General features: G+C 68.7%; 20 protein-coding genes. 10 read left to right on the top strand and 10 right to left on the bottom strand.

Going from position 1 to position 19,842, the window contains the following annotated elements; genetic code table 11:
- Positions 1 to 5: 5 nt before the first annotated feature.
- Entirely contained in the window at positions 6 to 2,489 is a 2,484-nt protein-coding gene (locus O5M90_RS14510; protein ID WP_269839302.1) for a TonB-dependent receptor, read from the bottom strand.
- 189 nt (positions 2,490 to 2,678) lie between these two features.
- Here O5M90_RS14510 and O5M90_RS14505 point away from each other — a divergent pair, with 189 nt between their 5' ends.
- A complete protein-coding gene (locus O5M90_RS14505) occupies positions 2,679 to 3,605 on the top strand; it encodes a GGDEF domain-containing protein (RefSeq protein WP_269839301.1) in 927 nt (308 codons plus the stop codon).
- Positions 3,605 to 4,681 (top strand): AraC family transcriptional regulator, encoded by a 1,077-nt coding sequence (locus O5M90_RS14500; protein ID WP_269839300.1) that lies wholly within the window; start codon positions 3,605 to 3,607, stop codon positions 4,679 to 4,681. The genes O5M90_RS14505 and O5M90_RS14500 overlap by 1 nt, the downstream gene beginning before the upstream one ends.
- Positions 4,682 to 4,778: 97 nt before the next feature.
- On the opposite strand, the gene O5M90_RS14495 is transcribed toward O5M90_RS14500, so the two are convergent.
- The 4 genes from O5M90_RS14495 to O5M90_RS14480 are packed head-to-tail and all read right to left on the bottom strand — an operon-like array spanning position 4,779 to position 9,092.
- The gene (locus tag O5M90_RS14495; RefSeq protein ID WP_269839299.1) at positions 4,779 to 5,948 is read right to left on the bottom strand and encodes an ABC transporter permease; all 1,170 of its coding nucleotides are present in this window, start codon (positions 5,946 to 5,948) and stop codon (positions 4,779 to 4,781) included.
- Entirely contained in the window at positions 5,945 to 7,105 is a 1,161-nt protein-coding gene (locus O5M90_RS14490; protein WP_269839298.1) for an ABC transporter permease, read from the bottom strand. Before O5M90_RS14490 ends, O5M90_RS14495 begins: the two co-directional genes overlap by 4 nt.
- Positions 7,093 to 7,818: an ABC transporter ATP-binding protein gene (locus tag O5M90_RS14485; RefSeq protein WP_269839297.1), complete on the bottom strand. Its 726-nt coding sequence runs from the start codon at positions 7,816 to 7,818 to the stop codon at positions 7,093 to 7,095. The genes O5M90_RS14490 and O5M90_RS14485 overlap by 13 nt, the downstream gene beginning before the upstream one ends.
- Positions 7,815 to 9,092, bottom strand: a complete 1,278-nt coding sequence (locus O5M90_RS14480; RefSeq protein WP_269839296.1) for an efflux RND transporter periplasmic adaptor subunit — start codon at positions 9,090 to 9,092, stop codon at positions 7,815 to 7,817. Before O5M90_RS14480 ends, O5M90_RS14485 begins: the two co-directional genes overlap by 4 nt.
- 105 nt (positions 9,093 to 9,197) lie before the next feature.
- Here O5M90_RS14480 and O5M90_RS14475 point away from each other — a divergent pair, with 105 nt between their 5' ends.
- The 3 genes from O5M90_RS14475 (at position 9,198) to O5M90_RS14465 (ending at position 10,784) form a co-directional block, all read left to right on the top strand.
- Entirely contained in the window at positions 9,198 to 9,707 is a 510-nt protein-coding gene (locus O5M90_RS14475) for a CAP domain-containing protein (RefSeq protein WP_269839295.1), read from the top strand.
- Positions 9,708 to 9,796: 89 nt separating this feature from the next.
- Positions 9,797 to 10,249: a DUF2087 domain-containing protein gene (locus O5M90_RS14470; protein WP_269839294.1), complete on the top strand. Its 453-nt coding sequence runs from the start codon at positions 9,797 to 9,799 to the stop codon at positions 10,247 to 10,249.
- A 145-nt stretch (positions 10,250 to 10,394) separates the two neighbouring features.
- A complete protein-coding gene (locus O5M90_RS14465; RefSeq protein ID WP_269839293.1) occupies positions 10,395 to 10,784 on the top strand; it encodes a GFA family protein in 390 nt (129 codons plus the stop codon).
- Between the two features lie 9 nt (positions 10,785 to 10,793).
- Here the strand turns inward: O5M90_RS14465 and O5M90_RS14460 are convergent, their stop codons facing one another.
- The 3 genes from O5M90_RS14460 to mnmA form a co-directional block, all read right to left on the bottom strand.
- Entirely contained in the window at positions 10,794 to 11,456 is a 663-nt protein-coding gene (locus O5M90_RS14460) for a response regulator (protein WP_440402126.1), read from the bottom strand.
- Positions 11,456 to 12,700, bottom strand: coding sequence for a sensor histidine kinase (locus tag O5M90_RS14455; RefSeq protein ID WP_269839292.1), 1,245 nt, complete (start codon positions 12,698 to 12,700; stop codon positions 11,456 to 11,458). Before O5M90_RS14455 ends, O5M90_RS14460 begins: the two co-directional genes overlap by 1 nt.
- Before the next feature lie 61 nt (positions 12,701 to 12,761).
- The gene (gene mnmA, locus O5M90_RS14450) at positions 12,762 to 13,871 is read right to left on the bottom strand and encodes a tRNA 2-thiouridine(34) synthase MnmA (RefSeq protein ID WP_137942572.1); all 1,110 of its coding nucleotides are present in this window, start codon (positions 13,869 to 13,871) and stop codon (positions 12,762 to 12,764) included.
- Positions 13,872 to 14,020: 149 nt separating this feature from the next.
- On the opposite strand from mnmA, the gene O5M90_RS14445 reads away from it, so the two are divergent.
- Positions 14,021 to 14,287, top strand: a complete 267-nt coding sequence (locus O5M90_RS14445) for an acyl carrier protein (RefSeq protein ID WP_269839291.1) — start codon at positions 14,021 to 14,023, stop codon at positions 14,285 to 14,287.
- Position 14,288: 1 nt separating this feature from the next.
- The gene (locus tag O5M90_RS14440; RefSeq protein WP_269839290.1) at positions 14,289 to 15,134 is read left to right on the top strand and encodes a lysophospholipid acyltransferase family protein; all 846 of its coding nucleotides are present in this window, start codon (positions 14,289 to 14,291) and stop codon (positions 15,132 to 15,134) included.
- On the opposite strand, the gene O5M90_RS14435 is transcribed toward O5M90_RS14440, so the two are convergent.
- Complete coding sequence (locus tag O5M90_RS14435; protein ID WP_269839289.1) at positions 15,127 to 15,633, bottom strand: NUDIX domain-containing protein; 507 nt, start codon at positions 15,631 to 15,633, stop codon at positions 15,127 to 15,129. The two genes, O5M90_RS14440 and O5M90_RS14435, sit on opposite strands and share 8 nt — an antisense overlap.
- Positions 15,620 to 16,654: a S1 family peptidase gene (locus tag O5M90_RS14430; protein WP_269839288.1), complete on the bottom strand. Its 1,035-nt coding sequence runs from the start codon at positions 16,652 to 16,654 to the stop codon at positions 15,620 to 15,622. The genes O5M90_RS14435 and O5M90_RS14430 overlap by 14 nt, the downstream gene beginning before the upstream one ends.
- Positions 16,655 to 16,833: 179 nt before the next feature.
- On the opposite strand from O5M90_RS14430, the gene O5M90_RS14425 reads away from it, so the two are divergent.
- From O5M90_RS14425 to O5M90_RS14415, 3 genes are read left to right on the top strand one after another with little or no spacing between them, the layout of a single operon-like run.
- A complete protein-coding gene (locus tag O5M90_RS14425; RefSeq protein ID WP_137942576.1) occupies positions 16,834 to 17,964 on the top strand; it encodes a Re/Si-specific NAD(P)(+) transhydrogenase subunit alpha in 1,131 nt (376 codons plus the stop codon).
- A gap of 5 nt (positions 17,965 to 17,969) precedes the next feature.
- Entirely contained in the window at positions 17,970 to 18,290 is a 321-nt protein-coding gene (locus O5M90_RS14420; protein WP_137942577.1) for an NAD(P) transhydrogenase subunit alpha, read from the top strand.
- Positions 18,287 to 19,711 carry an NAD(P)(+) transhydrogenase (Re/Si-specific) subunit beta gene (locus tag O5M90_RS14415; RefSeq protein ID WP_137942578.1) on the top strand — a complete coding sequence of 475 codons (1,425 nt, stop codon included), beginning with the start codon at positions 18,287 to 18,289 and terminating at the stop codon, positions 19,709 to 19,711. The genes O5M90_RS14420 and O5M90_RS14415 overlap by 4 nt, the downstream gene beginning before the upstream one ends.
- The last annotated feature ends 131 nt before the right edge of the window (positions 19,712 to 19,842 follow it).

Raw genomic sequence — 19,842 nt, 5'->3', positions numbered from 1 at the left:
TGTCATCAGTCCAGCGCCAGTTTCACACCCAGCTTGATGCTGCGGCCATATTGTTCGTACTGCGCGTTGCGGGCCTTGTTGTCGGCCTGGTAGACGTAGTAGCGCTCGTTCGTCAGGTTCAGGGCTTCGAGGCTGAGCTGCCAGCGGCGGGCTATCTGGTAGCGCAGCGAGAAGTCGAGCTGGTTCTGGCGATCCACCTTCAGGTCCTTGCCGGCGTCGAATACATCGCCGACCTCCAGCAGATAGGGGCTTTTGTGATTCAGCGCCAGCCGGGTGGACCAGCCCTGGCCTTCCCAGCCCAGGCTCAGGTTCAGCGTGCGGTCGCTCTGGCTGGGCAGCTTGATCTGGCGCTGCTGCCACTGCCCGTCCTTGAACCCGCCAATCGCGGCCTTCGAGTCGACGAAAGTCGCGTTGACGCCGACCACCAGGCCGTTCCAAGGCGCCGGCAGCTGGCGCAGCGCCTGGCTGTAGGCCAGTTCAACGCCGCGCACGCTGGCCTTGCCGCCGTTGGCGTAGCTGATCACCTCGTCGAAATCTTCCCAGCCGGGGCTGCCCGCCAGATCGGTCTGGAACACGAAGTCGCGGATCGACTTGTGGAAGACATAGGCCGACAGCGCACCGTCGCGGCCCAGCGCGCGCTCGAGGCCCAGATCCAGATTGCGCGAGCGCAGCGGCTTCAGCAGCGGGTTGCCGAGCTCGGCCTCGTCGCCGTCTATCACCAGGCCCGGCGAGAGCTGGCCGAAGCTCGGACGCAGCACCGAGTTCGTCAAGGCTGCGCGCAGCTGCAGCTCCTTGGACAGGCCCTGCTTCAGCAGCAGCGAGGGCAGCCAGTGACGGCTGCGCGTGCGCGCCTGGCTGGCCTGCAACTCATCGTCCACCGAGGCCGTGCCGTCGGCGCGGAAGGCGAGGTGCTCGTGGCGCAGGCCACCCAGCAGCTCGGTCGCGCCCTGCTTGTAGCCCAGCTGCAGATAGCCGGCGTTCACGTCCTCGTGCATCTCGAAGTCGTTGACGCTGGAATCAATCTCGTCGCGATAGTCGCCGCGGTCCAGGCCCTCCAGCAGCCGGCGCAGCTTGGGGTCCGAGATGCCCTGGCCGAAGCTGCCCCAGGCATAGGGCAGGTCGCGGCCGGTCGTCAGCTCGGCCAGCGTGGGATCACCAAGATCACCGCCACCGAACTTGTAGGTCTCCTGGACGCCGCTCTTGTGGCGGCGCGTGGCCTTCAGACCGCCCTTGAGCGTCAGCTCGGCACCGCCGGCCAGATCGAATTCGCGCTGCAGGTCCAGCTTGGCATGGCGCACGCGGTCGCGCGCGTGGCTGTTCTCCAGCTCGATCTCGTCGAGCTCGTAGGCCTTGCTGTCCTGGCGAACTGCGGCCGGGCCTTGCAAGGCCGGGCGCTTGCCGCCGACGAAGCCGACCCCGTCGAACTCGGCCGCGAAACCCGCGCCGGCGATGCCGTCGGGGGTCTGCTCGCTGGCGCGGCCCAGGCCCGTCTCGGCCCAGAGGCGCCAGGCCTCGTTCAGCTGCAGCTCGGTGCCCAGGCTCAGCGCCAGGGTCTTGGCGGTTTCGGTGCGCGACTTCAGGCTGCGCACCGCCTCGGCCGCGCCACTGGCGCCGCTGGCCTGGGCGTCCTCGAACGCGATGCCCAGCGACTCGCGCTGCTCCCGGTCGCTGAAGCGGCTGGCGAAGCCGCGCAGGTAGAACTGCTGGCCGGCCGCGGGACGGTAGTCCAGATTCAGCGCCGCGCCGACGCGCTCGCGCGTGATCTCGTAGCGGCGCAGCTCGAATTCCTCCAGCTTGTCGCCGTCCCAGGCGCCGCCGGTCTCGACGTTGTCGCTGGCGAAACGGCGCTGGTCGGCCGACAGCGCCAGCGCCACGCCCAGGCGCTGGCCGGCGAAGCGGTCGGCGAAGGTCAGCGAGCCGCGGGGCCGGGTCTTGCCGGCGTTGGCATCATGGTTGGCGCCCAGCTCGACGCTGAACAGCCGACCGGCCAGATCGAAGGCCGACAGCGTGTTGACCGAGACGCTGCCGCCGATGGAGTTGGCGTCCTGCTCGGGCGTCAGGGTCTTGCTGACCTCGAGCGAGCGGATCAGCCCGGCCGGCACCACGTCCAGGCCCGGCGCGCGGCGGTCGGCCTCGGACGCGGGCATGGTGGCGCCGTTGATCGTGACGGCGTTGTAGTCCGGCCCCAGGCCGCGCACCCGGATGAAACGGCCCTCGCCCTGGTCGCGCTCGACCGAGACGCCCGGCAAACGCGCCAGCGCCTCGGCGGCATTGTTGTCGGGCAGCTGGCCGATCGCGTCGGCATGGACGATGTTGACGATGCCTTGCGCGGCCTGCTGCTTGGCCAGCGCGCTGCGCAGATTGGCGGCCTGGCCGGTGACGAGCACGCGGTCCAGGGTTTCGGCCGGTTTGCTGTCCTGGGCCTGGACGGGGCTGAAGGCGCTGAGCAGGCACAGGGCCAGCAGGCTGAGTCGGGGTGTCGTGTTCATCAGGAGGAGGCTGCAAAGCAAAGGGATGGGGCGCACCTTAGGCAGGCCGCATGGCAGTCCCGTGACAAGCGCCCGGCCCGCCTGGACGCCGGCTCAAGCAGCGCAGATCGGGGTCGGCGCCGAGCTGAAATGACTCCCCCCGGCCACAGATGACGGTCTGTCACAAAGCCTCACTAGCATCGCGAGGCCATGTCGATTGCTTCTTCCCTCGCCTCGCTGCTGCCGCGCCGGCTGCGTTCGCTGCCCCAGGCCCCGGTGCTGGGTCTGCACGCCTTCGGCCACAGCCTGCTGCTGCTGATGGCGGCGCTGCTCTGGCTCTATGCGCAGCAGGGCCAGGCGCGACCCTTGGCGCAATGGGTCTGGCTGGACATTGTCGGCGAGGGCGGCATGGCGCTGATGGTGGGCGTCTGGCTGGTCTATGTGCGCGCCAGCCGGCCGGCCGGCCCGGTCACCAGCCTCTTGTGCCTGGGTCTGGCGGGCATGCTGCTGGGCGGCTTTGTCGACACGCTGGACGAGTTCTGGGTGCTGCCGAAATCGGTGTTGTGGGACAACGCGCTGGAATCGACGCTGACCCCGCTGGGCATGGTCTTGCTGACCTGCGGCCTGCACCAGTGGCGCCGCGAGCAGCTGGTGCTGAACGCCCAGCTGCACCAGCGCGAGCGCCTGTTCCGCGACCATCGCCGCGTCGATGGCCTGACCCAGCTGGGTGATGCCGGCTATATGGCGCAGCAGCTGCTGCTGGAGCGCGCCGAGGGCCGCGAGGGCAGCCTGCTGATGCTGGGCTGGCAGGGCTTCGAGGCGGTGGCGCGCCGCCACGGCCTGGCCGAGGCCGACCGGCTCTTGCAGGCCGCCGCCCAGCTGCTGCTGCTGCACTTGCGTGGCGATGCGCTGCTGTGCCGCTATGCCGGCGACCGCTTCATCGTGCTCTTGCCGGGTCTGGCGCAGAGCCATGGCGATAGCGAGGGCCAGGTCTTGCGCGAGGCGCTGGCCGGCTTTGCCTACCCCTTGCCCGGCGGCGAGCGGCTGCGGCTGCCGGTGCTGATGGCCCGCGTCGGCACTGCGGGCCCGACCGATCCGCAAGAGCTGCTGGCCCAGCTGGCCGGCCGGCTGGCTTGATGACGATGCTGGCCCAGCAGATTGCCGCGCTGCGGCCCTTGGGCTTGGTGGCCGAGCCCGGCCCGCCGTCGACAGTGCCCTATCAGCTCGACAGCGCCTGCATCGCCTGGGCCGACCACGGTGCCTTGCTGGCCGAGCTGGCGCGCAGCCGCGGGCTGGACCTGCCGGCCTGGCTGGCGACGGCTCAGGTGAAGCAGGGTCAGGCCTTGCTGAGCCCGCGCCAGCTGCTGGCCCTGCTGGCGCCCTTGCAGACCTGTGGTGCCGACAGCGCCTTCGTGATCGGCCGGCTGAGCCTGCCGGGCCATTACGGCCTGGCCAGCCAGGCGCTGCAGCAATCGGCCTGCCTGCTCGATGCGCTGCGGCTGCTGGTGCGCCATGCCGGCCGGCTGAGCCCGCTGCTGACGCCGCGCCTGTTGTGCAGCGGCTCCGAGCTGTTGCTCTACTGGACCGAGGCCTGCGGTGCCCCGCCGGCCCAGCGCGCTTTCCTGGTGGACCAGCAGATGAGCGCGGTCAGCGCGATGTGCGAGCAGCTGGCCGGCCAGCGCCTGCCCTGGCGCTACAGCTTCAACCGTACGCGGCCGCGCGACCCGGCCCAGCATGTGGTCTATCTGGGCGGCGCGCTGCGCTTTGACTGCCAGGTCGACGCGATGCGCATCGATCTCGCGCTGGCGCAGCAACCCTGGCCCACGATGAACGGCAGTTCGCTGGCCGGCAGCGCCCTGGCCGCCGGTGCGCTGGCCCAGGGTGCCGACCCGGCCAGCGCGCGGCGCGGCCTGCTGGCGGCGCTGTACGACCAGCTATTGAGCGATCTGACCCGCTCGCCCAGTCTGGACACGGCGGCCGCCGCCTTCGGCATCAGCCCCGCCACCTTGAAGCGCCATCTGGCCCAGCATGGCACCCATTTCCAGGCCGAGCTCGATCAGGTGCGCAGCCATGTGGCCCTGTATCTGCTGGGCCTGCAAGGCCAGGCCAGCGAGGCCGTGGCCCAGCAGCTGGGTTTCTACGACGCCGCCAATTTCCGCCGCGCCTTCAGGCGCTGGACCGGCATCAATCCCGGTGCGCTTGCGCTGGCCTGAGCTTTGATCAGGACGGTGGGGCACTATGCGCCGTTCATGTCCCCCGGCCTTCGGCCTCCTCCTTTACTTCACCGCGCAGAGCGCCCCACCATCCTGATCAAGCCTCGCGCAGGCAGTCGACGATCTTCAGCCTGGCGGCCCGCCAGGCCGGGATGAAGCCGCCGACAACACCCATCAGCAGCGCGAACAGCAGGGTCTGCCAGACGATAGTGGTGGTCATCTTGAACTGGAAGGCCAGCTCGGCAAAGGTCTGGAAATTGGTGGTCGAGACATCGACGGCCTGCATCAGCGCCGCCGCGCCCAGGCCGATCACACCGCCCACCAGGGCCAGCAGCATCGCTTCGCCGAGAAAGGCGATCAGCACCGCGCCGCGCCGAAAGCCCAGCGCGCGCAAGGTACCGATCTCGCCGGTGCGCTGGGCCACGGCGGCGAACATCGTGATCATCGCGCCGACGATGGCGCCGATCGAGAAGATGATGGACAGCGCCGTGCCGAGGATGGAGATGAAGGTGGCCAGCGCCTCGCTCTGCTCGGCATAGAACTGGATCTCGCGCTTGGCCTCCAGCTGCAGCCGTGGGTCGGCTTCGATGGCGCTCTTCAGCGCGTCGAACTGCGCGCTGTCCTGTAGGCGCAGCACCAGGGTCGAGAAGCCTTCGCGCCGGAAGGCCTGCAGCATCTGTTCGGCGTCGCCCCAGATCTCTGAGTCGAAGCCGCTGCGGCCGGCATCGAACACACCGACCACCCGCCAGTCGCGACCGGCAAAGCGCAGCGTCTCGCCCAGGCCGGCGCCCTGGAAGCCGCCGGCAACCGCGCGGCCGGTGATGATCTCCGAGCTGCCGGGCCTGAACATGCGGCCCTCGACCAGCTGCACCTTGGGCCGCAGCTGCAGGGCCAGCGCCGAGGTGCCGCGCACCGTGACATTGCTGGGCTTGCCGCTGCCGCGCTTGGGCAGATTGTTCAGCACCACCGGCTCCTTGCTCAGCAGCAAGCCGCCACCGGCCGCGCTGGCAATGCCCGGCAGGCTCTCGACGATGGCGGCCTGGCCGCGGGCGATGCCGCTATTGATCTCGGCGCCGGCACCCTTGCGCAGCACGATCACATTGTCGGCCTGGCCGGTGGCCACCAGGGTGCTGCGTATGCCCTCGCTCATCATCAACACGGTGGCGAACACATAGATGACCAGGGCCATGCCCCCGGCGGTCAGCAGGGTCGTGACGCGGCGCACCCAGAGGTTGCGTGCGATGTAGGACAAGGGAATGGCTTTCATGCCACGTGCCTGAGCCCATTGACGATATCGATCCGGCTCATCTTCCAGGCCGGCCAGGCGGCCGCAACGCAGCCGATCACCAGCGCGGCCAGCAGCTGCAGCGCCATCGTCAGCGCCGAGACCCGGAAGATCGGGAACAGCGTGCCGGCGGCGCTGGCGAAGGCGGCCGCCAGCGGCAGGGTCACAGCCAGGCCCAGCAGGCCGCCCAGCAGCGCCAGCAAGAGGCTTTCACCGAATAGCAGCCGGGCGACAAAGGCCGGCGCGAAGCCCAGCGCCTTCAGGGTCGCGTACTCGGCCAGGCGCTCGCGGGCCGTCATCGTCATCGTGTTGGCCATCACCGCCATGATGATGACGACGATGATCAGGCTGACCGCCTGCACCGCCACCAGAATGGCCTCGCTCATCGAGACAAAGCTGAGCTGAAAGGCCGATTCCGTCTCGGTCAGGGTCTCGGCCAGCGAGTTGCGGAACTGCTCGTCGATGCGCTGCGAGATCAGCGCGGCGTTCTGCGGCTCGCTGATGCCGACGATGTAGACGCCCACCGCATCGGCCCGATTGCCCAACTGCTTGCGCAGGCTTTCGTTGATCAGGCCCCAGTGGAACAGCATCTGGCTCTCATCGGTCTTGGCATCGGCGCCGTCCCAGATGCCGCGCAGGGTGAAGGTCCAGGTGCCGGGGTAGATGGTGCCGCGCAGCGGGATCTGGTCGCCGAGCTTCCAGCCGAATTTGTCGGCCAGTTTGCGGCCCACCACCGCGCCCTGGCGGTCGCGGATGAAGGCCAGGCGTTGCTCGTCGCTGAGCCGGTACTCGGGATACAGGGCCAGATAGCTGGCCGGCTCGACCGCGAACTGCGGGAAGAAATTGCGCTCGGTGATGTAGATGCCGCCGAACCAGTTGGCCCAGGACACGCTGGCCACGCCGCCTACGCTCTTGAGCCGCTGCGCATAGCTCAGCGGCAGTGGGAAGGTCAGCGAGATCGCGCTGCGCGAGACCAGCCGCGTGCTGCTGCTGGCCTCGACGCCGGCATACCAGGCGTCGACGATGGTCCGCAGCAGGCCGAAGGCCGAGATCGCCACCACCAGGCCCACCAGGGTCAGCGCGCTGCGCAGCTTGTGGCGCAAGAACACGTTCCGCAGCAGCAGCTTCAGGATGAACATGGCCGCTCGTTCAGCGCCGTGGCCGCCTCGTCCGGCACCAGCACGCCCTTTTCCAGATGGATCAGGCGGCGCGCCCGCGCGGCGGCCTTGGGGTCATGGGTCACCATCACGATGGTCTTCCCGAGCTCGCGGTTGAGCTGCTCCAGCAGGTCCAGCACCTCGGCGCCGGTCGTGCGGTCCAGATCGCCGGTGGGCTCGTCGGCGACGATCAGGCTGGGGTCGCTGACCAGGGCCCGCGCGATCGCGACGCGCTGCTGCTGGCCGCCCGACAGCTCGTTGGGGTAATGATCCATGCGGTCCTGCAGCCTGACCATCGCCAGCGCCGCCTCGGCATGGGCGCGACGCTGGCGCGCCGACAGCCCCGTCAGCAGCAGCGGCAGCTCGACGTTCTCCAGCGCCGTCAGCACCGGCATCAGGTTGTAGAACTGGAAGATGAAGCCCACATGGGCGGCCCGCCAGTCGGCCAGTTGGCCTTCGCTGAGCGTGGCGATGTCGACGCCGCCGATCACGATGCGCCCGCTCGTGGGTTGGTCGATGCCGGCGATCAGGTTCAGCAAGGTGCTCTTGCCCGAGCCGCTGGGGCCCATCAGCGCGACGAAGTCGCCGGCCCGCACCTGCAGCGCGATGTCCAGCAGCACCGGGATCTGCTGGGCACCGCGCCGGTAGGCCTTGGACAGGCCCTCGATGCTGATCAGCACCGGCGCGTCGCTCATGGCTTGGCGGCGAGCGTGACGACGCCGCCGCTCTCCAGCTTGGCCGGCGGCTCCAGCACCAGGCGATCGCCGGACTTCAGGCCGCTGCCGCTCACTTCGACCAAGTCCCCCAGCGTGCGCCCGCGCCGAACCTCGACGGCCTCGACGATCTCCTTGTCGCCCTCGCGCTTGACCCTGAAGAGCCAGGTCTTGCCATCACGCTCGCTCAGCGTCTTCGGCTTGACCGCCAGCACCGGCTGCAGCTCGGCGGCCGTGGGCTTTTGCGACAAGAACACCACCTTGGCGCTCATCTCCGGCAGGATGCGCGCGTCCAGCTGCTCGAAGCGCACCTTGCTCATCACGGTGGCCTTGGCCCGGTCGACGGTCGGCACGATGCCGGCCACCTGCCCCGCGAAGCGCTGGCCGGGCAGGGCGTCCAGCGTGATCTCGACCGGCTGGCCGGCGCTGACCTTGGCCAGGCTGGCTTCGGACACATCGGCCTCCACCTCCAGGGTGCTCAGATCGGCCATGGTGACGACCGCGCCCTGCGAGCCGGCGGCGTTGGAGAAGGGCGTAATGATGTCGCCGACATTGGCGTTCTTGACCAGCACCACGCCGTCGAAGGGCGCGCGGATCTCGGTGAAATCGCGGTTGACCTGCTGCAGATGGAGCTGGGCCTGGGCCTGCTGCACACCGGCCTGGGCCGAGCCCGCACCGGCCTGGGCCGAGGCCAGGCCGGCGCGGGCAGCGTCGAGCCGGCGCTTGAGGGCTTCCAGCGCCTGGGTCGAGACAAAGCCCTGGGCCTGCAGGTCCTGGCTGCGCCGGTACTCGGCCTCGGCATTGGCCTGCTCGACCCGGGCCTGCTGCACCGCGCTCTCGGCCTGGCGTGCGCCGGCCTCGGCCAGGCGCACGCCGGCGGCCGCCGCTGCGATCGAGGCCTGCACATCGCTGGCATCGATGCGCGCGATCAGCTCGCCTTTCTTGAGCACGCTGCCCTCGCGCACCGTCAGCTCGAGCAGCCGGCCGCTGGCCTTGGAGGCGACGGCGGCGCGGCGCTGCGCGACCACATAGCCCGAGGCCGTCAGCTGCGCATACTGCTGCGAGGGCGTGGTCTGCTGTACCGAGGCCAGCTGCACCTCGGGAGGCCGGGGCGCGAGCACGGCGGCGGCGACCGCCAGCACGATCAGACCGGCCACGATCCAGCGCCAGGGCAGGCGGCGCCGGCGGCCGGTCGCCGTGGGGCTTGGGCGCTCGATCCTGAGGCTGGCGAGCGGGGCGTTCGAGTGTTCGGCCATGGACTTTGTCGTCGATGTGAGGGAAGCCTGCGGCATTGTGCGCAGATTTCCGCGCCCGGCCACGTCGGCGGGGCCAATAATCTCGCTCCGCATGAAGAGGTCTTAATGCCGAGCTTGAGGATGCTGGCGCTACTGCTGCCGGCGCTGATGTTGATGGGCTCCGCCCGGGGTCAGGACTTGCCCTGCCCGGACGATCTGGACGCGGCCTCGGTGCTGGCCCGGCTCAACGCGCTGCGTGAGCAGCCACGCTCCTGCGGCGCGGCGCCGATGCCGGCCGCGCCGGCGCTGCGCTGGCAGGCCCTGCTGGCCGCCTCGGCCGACGAGCATGCCCGCGAGCTGGCGCAGCGCGACACCCTCAGTCACCAGGGCCTGAAGACCCGCAGCCTGCGCGAGCGCCTGCACCGCGCCGGCTACCGCATGCGGCTGAGCGGAGAAAACCTGGCCGCCGGGCCGGCCAGCCTGGAAGAGGCGCTGGCGCTGTGGCTGGCCAGCCCCGGGCATTGCGAGAACCTGATGCTGGCCGAATTCCGCGATGCCGGCCTGGCCTGCGCCGCCGCACCGGGGCGGCATGAGCGCTTCTGGGTCTTGCATCTGGGGCGTGGGGCCGCGGAGTGAGCGAGCGAACGAGCGGACCGGCATGACTTCGAGCCGGCCACCGCCTGATCGGCTAAATTGACGACAGGCCCATGCGGGAGTGATTGCCTATGGAACTGCAAACCGACCAGCCATCGACCGAATGCCGGGAGAAGGCGCTGAAAATGCTGGACCAGATCAGCCGCAAGAGTGCGGTGTCTCTGGCCAGTCTCGGCGAGGAAGAGCGTTGGCTGATGCTGTCGCTGGCGGCGCTGAGTCTGAGCCCGGGCCAGGAATACAGCGAGAAAGAGGTGAACGAGGCGCTGCTGGCCTGGCTGCAGGCCGGTGAGGGCATGCTGCGTATCGACCATGTGGAACTGCGCCGCGTGCTGATCGATTTCGGCCTGTGGCGGCGTCGCGATGGTGGCCGTGCCTATTCCCTGAACTGCCCGCAGACCGACGACCGGTTCGCAACGATCATCGCAGCGTTCGGCGAGGATGATGGCAAGGCGCTGATCAGCCAGCGCCGGACCAGCGCCTTGCAGGCGCGCGCAGCGCGCAGGGCGGCACGGCTGGCGCTGTAGCCGGGTAAGCCATCGGCGCGAAGCAAGCTGTCTTGGCTAGACTGGGGGCGCAACAAGCTGCAGACTTCGGCGAAACAAAGACCAAGCCGTAGCCGATGGGCTCTCCAGCCGGACACCGGCATCAGACATGCAAGGCGAGGCTCCAATGATCCAGGGTTCCTGTCTTTGCGGCGCCATTCGCTGGCAGTTCGAGGGCCAGCCGGAGGGCGCGACGGCGTGCAACTGCACGGCCTGCCGCCGCTACGGCACGCTCTGGGCCTATGACTATGAAGGCGAGGGCATCCAGGTGTCCGGACCGTCCAAGGCCTATGTGCGGGGCAGGGCGCTGGAATTCCACTTCTGCCCGCACTGCGGCTGCGTCGCCTTCTGGCGCGGGCTGCGCAAGGATGAGCAGGGCCGCACCCGTATCGCGGTGAATCTGCGTCTGGCCGAACCCGAGGCGGTGGCGCCGATTCCTATCGACCACTTCGACGGGCTCGACAGCTTTGACGACCTGCCGCGCGACGGCCGCTGTGTCGCGGACTACTGGTTCTAGGCGCGCGCCTCAGATCCAGCCCAGATCGATCGCCCTGAGCACCGCCTGGGTGCGGTCGCGCACGCCCATCTTCGAGAACACCGCCGAGCAGTGGTTCTTGATCACGCCCTCGCTATTGCCCAGCAGCGCGGCGATTTCGGTGTTGCTGCGGCCGCTGGCGACCAGGCGCAGCACCTGCAGCTCCTTGGGCGAGAGCGGGTCGGGCTCGGGCGTGGCCTCGAAGCCGCGCTCCAGCTTGGCGGCGACCCGGCCCATGCGCTCGGTCAGGCCCGGGCGCAGCGCGGTGCCGCCGGCCGCGACATCGCGCAGCGCCTGCACCAGGGTCTCGGGGCTGATGGCCTTCAGCAGAAAGCCGCGCGCGCCGGCGCGCACCGCCTCGTCGAAGGCGGCCGCATCGTCGAAAGTGGTCAGCAGCAGCACCGGGATGTTCAGCGCCCGCGCCGCCAGCGCACGGATCAGGCCCAGGCCGTCCAGTCGCGGCATGCGCATGTCCGACAGCACCACATCGGGCAGCAGGGCCTGTGGCTGCGAGAGCAGCTCCAGCGCCTCGGCGCCATCGGCGGCCTCGCCGACGAGCTGGATCTCGGGGCTCAGCGCCAGCAGGCCTTTCAGGCCTTCGCGCACCAGCTGCTGGTCCTCGACCAGCAGCACCTTGATCGGGTTGTTCATCATCAGGCCTCTCTCGGGCAATGCAGTTCAATCATGAAGCCGGGGCTTTGGCGCCGCACCGCCATCCGTCCACCCAGCTCGCTCATCCGCTCGGCCATGCCTGTCAGGCCGTTGCCGGCCACCAGACGCGCCGCGCCGCCGCCATCGTCATCGACCGTCACCGTCACGGACTCGCTGTCGGCGCTCAGCACCACCCGCACCCGGCTGGCGCCGGCATGGCGCACGCTGTTGGTGACGGCCTCCTGCACGCAGCGCAGCAGCGCATGGGCCAGGCGCGGGCTCAGGTCGCGCGCGGCCTCGGCAATATCGAGCTCGATGCGGGTGCTGGCAATCCCCTGGGCCAGGGTCAGCAAGGCCTCGCTCAGATCGATGCGCTGCGAGGCGCGCTCGGCCGTGACGGCCTCGCGCACATCGGCCAGCAGCCGCTCGGCGCTGCCGCGCGCCTTCTCGACGGCCTGCGCCGCGCCTTCGGCATCGGCGCGCTGCAAGAGTGCGCCGCCCAGCTGCAGCTGCAGATTCAGCGCGGTCAGGTGGTGGCCCACGACATCGTGCAGCTCGCGGGCCATCAGCGCCCGTTCGGCATAGCGCAGCTGCTCGGCCAGCAGCCGCTCGGCGCTGAGCTTCTCGGCCAGCATGGCCTGCAGCCAGCGGCGTTTCTCGGCCTCGGCGGCGGCCATGCGGCCCAGGCCGAAGGCCATGCCATGCAGGGCCACCATGGCCATCAGCTGGCTCAGGCCGTCCAGCCATAGCGACTGATTCGAGCGCAGCTGTTCGAGCTGCTGGCTCTCGCTGGGCAGCAGCAGATAGAGCGTCAGATTGACGACCACCTGGGCCAGCGCGAAGCCGAAGGCCGGCCGCAGCCGCAGCATCACGGCGGCCAGCGCGGTGACCAGAAAGGGCAGGCCCGGCGTGACCATCAGTGCTAACAGGTTCAGCGCGACGATGGCGGCCAGCGCCTGTGGCGGCGTGCGGTCGGCGCTGGCCCGGCGCGCCAGCCACCAGAAGCCGGCGGCAAACAGCAGCACCAGCGCGAAGCTGGCCAGCATCAGGCCGGTGTCGCTGGTCTGGCCGCCGCGCAGCAGGTGCAGCGAGGCCAGCGCGCCGTCATAAGGGTCGGTCTGCGGCCGCCCGCGCAGCGCCGCGACGATGGACCACAGCTCCAGCACGCAGACCGCCAGCGCCGCGACGCGCAGCACGAAGCCGGGCTGGGCAATGCGGGCGAGCAGGCGGTCCAGGGCGTTGTTCAAGAGGAAATCGGCAAAGCCGCGAGGCTGCCACAGCCTGCGGGTTTGCAGGCAGTGACTAAGGTCATGCCATCGCCTCGGCAATCACGCCGCCGCCGAGGCAGACTTCTCCGTCATACAGCACCGCGCTCTGGCCCGGCGTCACCGCCCACTGCGGCTGGGCGAAGTCCAGCCGGATGCCGCCGGGCTGCGGCGTCAGCGCGCAGGCCGCATCGGCCTGGCGGTAGCGGGTCTTGGCGCCGTAGCCACCAAAGTTGGGCATGGTGCCGGCGGTCCAGCTCAGATCGTCGGCCAGCAGCGAACGGCTTTGCAGCAGCGGGTGCTGATGGCCTTGCACGACCACCAGGGTGTTGCTGTCCAGGTCCTTGCGGGCGACGAACCAGGGTTCGTGCTCGCCACCGCCGCGCGGCGCGCCCTTCTCCTTCACGCCGCCTATGCCCAGGCCCTGGCGCTGGCCCAAGGTGTAGAAGGACAGGCCGACATGCTCGCCGAGCTTGCGGCCACGCTCGTCCTTGATAGGCCCCGGCTGCTGCGACAGATAGCGGTTCAGGAACTCGCGGAAGGGGCGCTCGCCGATGAAGCAGATGCCGGTCGAGTCCTTCTTCTTCGCGTTCGGCAGGCCGATGGCTTCGGCGATGCGGCGCACCTCGGTCTTGGCCAGCTCGCCGACCGGGAACAGGGTCTTGGCCAGCTGGGCCTGGTTCAGCCGGTGCAGGAAATAGCTCTGGTCTTTCAGCGGGTCCAGTCCCTTGAGCAACTGGAAGGCGCCACCGACCTCCCTGACGCGCGCGTAGTGGCCGGTCGCGATCTTGTCGGCGCCCAGACGCATCGCATGGTCCAGAAAGGCCTTGAACTTGATCTCGGCATTGCACAGCACATCGGGGTTGGGTGTGCGGCCGGCCTGGTACTCGCGCAGGAACTCGGCGAACACCCGGTCCTTGTAGTCGGCCGCGAAATTGACATGCTCGATCTCGATGCCGATCACATCGGCCACCGCCGCCGCGTCGACGAAGTCGATGTTCGACGAGCAGAACTCGCTGTCGTCATCGTCTTCCCAGTTCTTCATGAAGATGCCCACCACCTCATGGCCGGCTTGTTTCAGCAGGTGGGCGGTGACGGCGGAATCGACGCCGCCGGACAGGCCGACAACGATGCGGTGCTTTCTCTGACTCATGGCCCGATTGTCCCGCAAGGGCTCGCCAGCCGCGCCGCGCAGGGTCTTCAGGCGCTACTCATCGGGCCTTCATGCGCGAGCGCGGCCGGCCCGCTAAATTTCGCCCGCTGTGCAGCAGGCCGCCGTGACGGCCTAGGGGAGAGAACATCATGAATACAAGCAGCGCCTTGCGCGCGATCCTGGCCGAGGCCATGGGCATCGACACCAGCGGATTCGAGGCGAACACGCTTTTGCTGGGGGCCGTGCCCGAGCTGGACTCGATGTCGGTAATGGAGGTGGTGATGGCACTGGAACAGCGTTTCGAGATCGATCTGGCCGATGAGGAGCTCGACGCCTCGGTGTTTGCCAGCTTCGGCAGCCTGGAGCTGCATTTGCGCCGCCGGCTGGCGATGGGCCGCACGGCAGCGCCGGCCTGAGATGGGCGCCGGCCTGATCAATCGCGCCATCGTGCTGCTGATGGGGCTGCTGGGCCGGCTGTCGGCGCACCAGCGTCAGCGCTTTGCCGGCATCGTGGCACCGCTGATACTGCGCTTTGCCAGGCGCACCGATGCCAGGCTGGCGGCCAATCTGGCGCTCGCGCTGCCCCAGCTCGACGCGGCGCAGCGCCGCACCCTGGCGCTGCGCTCTTATCGCAATATCTGCCTGGGCGTGCTTGACACCTTCTGGCTCGACAAGCTGCAGCTGGACATCGAGTTCAACGACAGCACCTCGCGCCGCATCATCGAGGGCGGCGGCGGGGCCAGCATCGTGACCCTGCATATGGGCTGTTACGAGGTGGTGGCGCTGGCGGTGCAGCGGCTGACGGGGCGCTCCAGCACCATGTCCAATATCCCGCCGCATCTGCAGTGCGTGAGCCGGCTTTACCAGGCGGCCGGCATAGCCTGCGTCCACAAGAGCAAGCCCGGTGGCTTCTTCGATCTGATACGTGCCGCCAAGCGCGGCGGCTATGTCACCCTGCATGGCGATCACTACGGCCGCGATATGCCGGTCAGCTTCTTCGGCCGGGCCACCCAGGCGCCGGGCGGCGCGGTGATGCTGGCCGCGCTGGCCAGCAAGCCGCTGTTGCTGGGCTATGCGGTGCTCAGCGAGGCCGGCCGCTACCGCGTGGTCTTCGAGACCCTGGTCGAGCACCCGCTGCCGCGCCAACCGGCCGAGCTGGCATGGGCGATGGGGCGGGTCTACCGGCGTTTCGAGCAGGTGATACGCCAGCACCCCGAGCACTGGTACTGGTCCTACAAGCGCTGGCGCACGCCCGCTACTTGATCTCCGGCCTGAACAGGCTGTCGTCGGCCTGTATCAGGTCCAGCGGCAGACGCCGCCCGGCACTGTGGTCCTGCAGGCACTGCCAGACCAGCGGGCTGCGCAAGCGGCCGGCCGCGCGCGCGGCCGCGATCTCGTCCGGGCTCAGCCACAGCCAGCGCACGATGCCCTTGTCCAGCGCCAGCCCGGGCACCGGTCCCTCGCCCTCGATGCCGCCGCAGTAGGCGATGCGCAGATAGGTCACATCCTCGGCCGTGTGGGGACGCTGGAAGCGCGACATATACAGGCCCAGCAAGGCCTCGGGCCGGAAGTGGTGGGCCGTTTCCTCCAGCGCCTCGCGCAGCACGCCCTGCAGCGGCGTCTCGCCCTGCTCCAGATGGCCGGCCGGGTTGTTGAGCTTGAGCCCCTCGGGCGTGTGCTCCTCGACCAGAAGATACCGGCCCTCGCGCTCGATGATGGCGGCGACCGTGACTGAGGGTTTGAAGCGCTCACTGCTCTGCATAGCCGTATTGCCTCGTTGTAGCTCCGCCGGCCTCATCGATGGTTGCCAGTCCTAGGCCTGAGGCGGTCAGGGCGGTCGTGACATGAACCCGCTGCACATGGCCATACTCGAACGCATTGCGCGGGCCATTGCCCGCAGCGCGGGTGAACATGCCGATAACCTGGCCTTGCGCGTCGAAGACGGGTGATCCGCTGTTGCCCATCGACCCGTCCAGATCGCTTGTGAAAAAGTCCGGCGCTTCGAGGGCCGTGACAACGCCGGTCGAGACCCTGAGTGAACCATCTGCGTCGGCATAGCGCCCTGCAGCTAGCGCTTCGACCCGGCGCGCGCTGCGCAGCGGGAATCCCGCCATCCATACCGGCTCGCCAAGCACCGGCATGCGTGGCGACAGTGGCAGATGGGCCGATGGCGGCGGCACGACGCGCAGCAAGGCGGTGTCTTCGCGCAGGTGCAGCCGACCTTGGCCGTCATCCCACAGCGCCCGTGCCTTCGGCGGATTGGAAACCAGCCAGACTTCGCGCGCAGCCACCCAGTCCCAGCCGCCTCGCTCATTGCGAACCGCCACGTCGGCGCACAGGCCGCGGCACAAGACCTCCTCGTCCAGTGCCCCTGCTTCGCGTCCGTAGTAGCCCACCTCGCCGGTGACGAGGTGGTAGTTGCTCAGCACATGGCGGCCGTCGGTGCTGATCGCGAAACCGCTGCCTCCGCCGTCGAGCGGGACGGTGGCGGGAAAACTGCTGCCCGCCCGGACCAGCCGGGCGAACTCATGCCTGACCATGCCCATCGCAAACTCGGCGTCGTTGACCCGGCCCAGGTCTTGAGGGGTGAAGAACCGGTACCAGTGCTCCGAGCCGTCCGCATGGATCTCGTTGCGCGCCAGCGCATCGGCTTGCTCCTGGGACTCGGCGATGTCCAGCACTAGCATGGTCTTGGGCCGGATGCGAACCATGGCGGCGCACAGCCTGTCTGCCCTGACCTGCGGGACCGCTATGTCGGCGGGATCGAAGAAACCTTCTGCCATCACGCCTCCTTTGGCGGCTTGCGGGCCTTAAACGGCCGCAAGCCTACACCGCCCGCTAGGTAAAACCCTGTCGCAGCGGCAACACGGATCGCCAAAAACCCCATGTAAGCTCGGCGCAAGCTAGTCCGTCGGCAACAAGCCCCGTTCGGGGCCGCAGCCGGCAACAGGAGGAACTCCCGATGCTGATAGGTGTTCCGCGCGAAAGCGCGGCCGGAGAAACCCGTGTGGCCCTGACCCCGGAGACGGCCAAGAAGCTGAAGGCGCAGGGTCATGTCTTGCGCGTCGAGGCGGGGGCGGGCCTTGCCGCCAGCGTCACCGACGAGGCCTATGCCGCCGCCGGCGCCGAGATTGTCGATCGCGCTACCGCCTTCGCCGCCGAGCTGCTGCTGAAGGTGCGCAGCCCCAGCGCCGAGGAGCTCGGCCTGATCAAGCCGGGCACGGTGCTGGTGGGCATGCTGAACCCCTTTGACCGCGCCGGGCTGGAGTCGCTGGCCGCGGCCGGGCTGACCAGCTTCGCGCTGGAGGCGGCGCCGCGCACGACCCGTGCGCAGAGCATGGATGTGCTGAGCTCGCAGGCCAATATCGCCGGCTACAAGGCGGTGATGATCGCGGCCGACCGCTACCAGCGCTTCTTCCCGATGCTGATGACGGCGGCCGGCACGGTCAAGGCGGCGCGGGTCGTGGTGCTGGGCGTTGGCGTCGCGGGCCTGCAGGCGATCGCGACGGCCAAGCGCCTGGGCGCGGTGATCGAGGCCTCGGATGTGCGGCCGGCGGTCAAGGAGCAGGTCGAGAGCCTGGGCGCCAAGTTCATCGATGTGGCCTACGAGACCGATGAGGAGAAGGAAGCGGCGGTCGGTGTCGGCGGCTACGCCAAGCCGATGCCGCCGAGCTGGCTGGAGCGCCAGCGCGTCGAGGTGGCCAAGCGCGTGGCCCAGGCCGATGTGGTGATCACCACCGCGCTGATCCCCGGCCGCGCCGCGCCGGTGCTGGTCAGCGAGGCGATGGTCAAGAGCATGAAGCCGGGTTCGGTGATCGTCGATATCGCGGCCGGCAAAGGCCCCGACGGGGTCGGCGGCAACTGCCCGCTGACCGAGGCGGACCGCACCGTGATCAAGCATGGTGTGACCCTGGTCGGCGAGACCAACTTAGCCGCCCTGGTGGCGGCCGATGCCTCGGCCCTGTATGCGCGCAATGTGCTGGACTTCCTCAAGCTCGTGTTCACGAAGGAGGGGGCGTTCCAGCTGGCTATGGACGACGACATCGTGGCGGCCTGCCTGGTGAGTCGCGACGGTCAAGTCACACGGAGCTGAACCCCATGGATTTCGTCAACCCCACCATCACCAATCTGATCATCTTCGTGCTGGCCATCTATGTCGGCTACCACGTGGTCTGGACCGTCACCCCGGCCCTGCACACGCCGCTGATGGCCGTCACCAACGCGATCTCGGCCATTGTCATCGTCGGTGCCATGCTGGCCGCCGCGCTGACCGAGACCAATGCCGGCAAGATCATGGGCACGCTGGCCGTGGCGCTCGCTGCGGTGAACGTGTTCGGCGGCTTTCTGGTGACGCGCCGGATGCTGGAGATGTTCAAGAAGAAAGACAAGCCCGCGGCCAAGAAGGAGGGCCAGCGATGAGCCTCGATGTCGTCACCCTGCTTTATCTGGTCGCCAGTGTCTGCTTCATCCAGGCGCTCAAGGGCCTGTCGCACCCGACCACCTCGATCCGCGGCAATCTCTTCGGCATGGTGGGCATGACCATCGCCGTGCTGACCACGGCGGCGCTGATCGTCAAGCTGGCCGATGGCCGCGCCCTGGGCATGAGCTATGTGCTGGCCGGCCTGGTGATCGGCGGCGGCATCGGTGCCTATATGGCCAACAAGGTCGAGATGACCAAGATGCCCGAGCTGGTGGCTTTCATGCACAGCATGATCGGCCTGGCGGCGGTCTTCATCGCGGCCACAGCGGTGGTCGAGCCCTGGGCCTTCGGCATCACGGCCAAGGGCGGGGCGATCCCTGGCGGCAACCGCATCGAGCTGGCCTTGGGCGCCTTCATCGGCGCCATCACCTTCAGCGGCTCGGTGATCGCCTTCGGCAAGCTGTCGGGCAAGTACAAGTTCAGATTGTTCCAGGGCGCGCCGGTCAGCTTTGCCGGCCAGCACAAGCTCAATCTGGCCCTGGGCCTGGCGGCGGCTTTCTTCTGCTTCGGCTACTGGCACTCCGAGAGCTGGATGGACTTCGGCATCATCATCGCGCTGGGCCTGGTGCTGGGCGTGCTCTTGATCATCCCGATCGGCGGCGCCGACATGCCGGTGGTGGTGTCCATGCTGAACAGCTATTCGGGCTGGGCGGCCGCCGGCATCGGCTTCTCGCTGAACAACAGCATGCTGATCATTGCCGGCTCGCTGGTGGGCTCCTCGGGTGCGATCCTGAGCTACATCATGTGCAAGGCGATGAACCGCTCCTTCTTCAACGTGATCCTTGGCGGCTTCGGTGGCGACGCCACCACGGCGGCGGCCGGCGGCGGCGCACAGCGCAGCGTCAAGAGCGGCAGCGCCGACGATGCCGCCTTCATCATGGGCAATGCCGAGAGCGTCATCATCGTGCCGGGTTATGGCCTGGCGGTGGCGCGCGCCCAGCACGCGGTCAAGGAGCTGGCCGCCAAACTCACCGAGAAAGGTGTGACGGTCAAGTACGCGATCCATCCGGTGGCCGGCCGCATGCCCGGCCATATGAACGTCTTGCTGGCCGAGGCCGAGGTGCCCTACGACCAGGTGTTCGAGATGGAGGACATCAATGCCGAGTTCGGCCAGGCCGATGTGGCCATCATCCTGGGTGCCAACGATGTCGTGAACCCCGCCGCCCACACCAAGGGCAGCGCGATCTACGGCATGCCCATCCTGGAGGCCTACAAGGCCAAGACCATCATCGTCAACAAGCGCTCGATGGCGGCCGGCTATGCCGGCCTGGACAACGAGCTCTTCTACATGGACAAGACCATGATGGTGTTCGGCGATGCGAAGAAGGTCGTCGAGGACATGCTCAAGGCGGTCGAGTAGACAAGCAGCGGGCGCGAGCCCCACAACAGTGCCCGACGACACCAGATCGGGCACCCCGCGCACCGCTATCGAATCCCCTGATGCTGGCGCCAGCCGGCATCGGAGAGAATCGCGGGCGCGACATGGAGACA

Source organism: Paucibacter sp. M5-1 (assembly GCF_027498415.2).
Lineage (GTDB): Bacteria > Pseudomonadota > Gammaproteobacteria > Burkholderiales > Burkholderiaceae_C > Roseateles_E.
Note: the sequence above shows the minus strand (reverse complement) of the source record. Positions and strands in the feature narration are given on the sequence as shown.

Bases quoted from the DNA above. Each gene is read 5' to 3' on its own strand.
- O5M90_RS14510 (WP_269839302.1), bottom strand. From the start codon at position 2,489: ATGAACACGACACCCCGACTCAGCCTGCTGGCCCTGTGCCTGCTCAGC.
- O5M90_RS14505 (WP_269839301.1), top strand. From the start codon at position 2,679: ATGTCGATTGCTTCTTCCCTCGCCTCGCTGCTGCCGCGCCGGCTGCGT.
- O5M90_RS14500 (WP_269839300.1), top strand. From the start codon at position 3,605: ATGACGATGCTGGCCCAGCAGATTGCCGCGCTGCGGCCCTTGGGCTTG.
- O5M90_RS14495 (WP_269839299.1), bottom strand. From the start codon at position 5,948: ATGAAAGCCATTCCCTTGTCCTACATCGCACGCAACCTCTGGGTGCGC.
- O5M90_RS14490 (WP_269839298.1), bottom strand. From the start codon at position 7,105: ATGTTCATCCTGAAGCTGCTGCTGCGGAACGTGTTCTTGCGCCACAAG.
- O5M90_RS14485 (WP_269839297.1), bottom strand. From the start codon at position 7,818: ATGAGCGACGCGCCGGTGCTGATCAGCATCGAGGGCCTGTCCAAGGCC.
- O5M90_RS14480 (WP_269839296.1), bottom strand. From the start codon at position 9,092: ATGGCCGAACACTCGAACGCCCCGCTCGCCAGCCTCAGGATCGAGCGC.
- O5M90_RS14475 (WP_269839295.1), top strand. From the start codon at position 9,198: ATGCCGAGCTTGAGGATGCTGGCGCTACTGCTGCCGGCGCTGATGTTG.
- O5M90_RS14470 (WP_269839294.1), top strand. From the start codon at position 9,797: ATGGAACTGCAAACCGACCAGCCATCGACCGAATGCCGGGAGAAGGCG.
- O5M90_RS14465 (WP_269839293.1), top strand. From the start codon at position 10,395: ATGATCCAGGGTTCCTGTCTTTGCGGCGCCATTCGCTGGCAGTTCGAG.
- O5M90_RS14460 (WP_440402126.1), bottom strand. From the start codon at position 11,456: ATGATGAACAACCCGATCAAGGTGCTGCTGGTCGAGGACCAGCAGCTG.
- mnmA (WP_137942572.1), bottom strand. From the start codon at position 13,871: ATGAGTCAGAGAAAGCACCGCATCGTTGTCGGCCTGTCCGGCGGCGTC.
- O5M90_RS14445 (WP_269839291.1), top strand. From the start codon at position 14,021: ATGAATACAAGCAGCGCCTTGCGCGCGATCCTGGCCGAGGCCATGGGC.
- O5M90_RS14440 (WP_269839290.1), top strand. From the start codon at position 14,289: ATGGGCGCCGGCCTGATCAATCGCGCCATCGTGCTGCTGATGGGGCTG.
- O5M90_RS14435 (WP_269839289.1), bottom strand. From the start codon at position 15,633: ATGCAGAGCAGTGAGCGCTTCAAACCCTCAGTCACGGTCGCCGCCATC.
- O5M90_RS14430 (WP_269839288.1), bottom strand. From the start codon at position 16,654: ATGGCAGAAGGTTTCTTCGATCCCGCCGACATAGCGGTCCCGCAGGTC.
- O5M90_RS14425 (WP_137942576.1), top strand. From the start codon at position 16,834: ATGCTGATAGGTGTTCCGCGCGAAAGCGCGGCCGGAGAAACCCGTGTG.
- O5M90_RS14420 (WP_137942577.1), top strand. From the start codon at position 17,970: ATGGATTTCGTCAACCCCACCATCACCAATCTGATCATCTTCGTGCTG.
- O5M90_RS14415 (WP_137942578.1), top strand. From the start codon at position 18,287: ATGAGCCTCGATGTCGTCACCCTGCTTTATCTGGTCGCCAGTGTCTGC.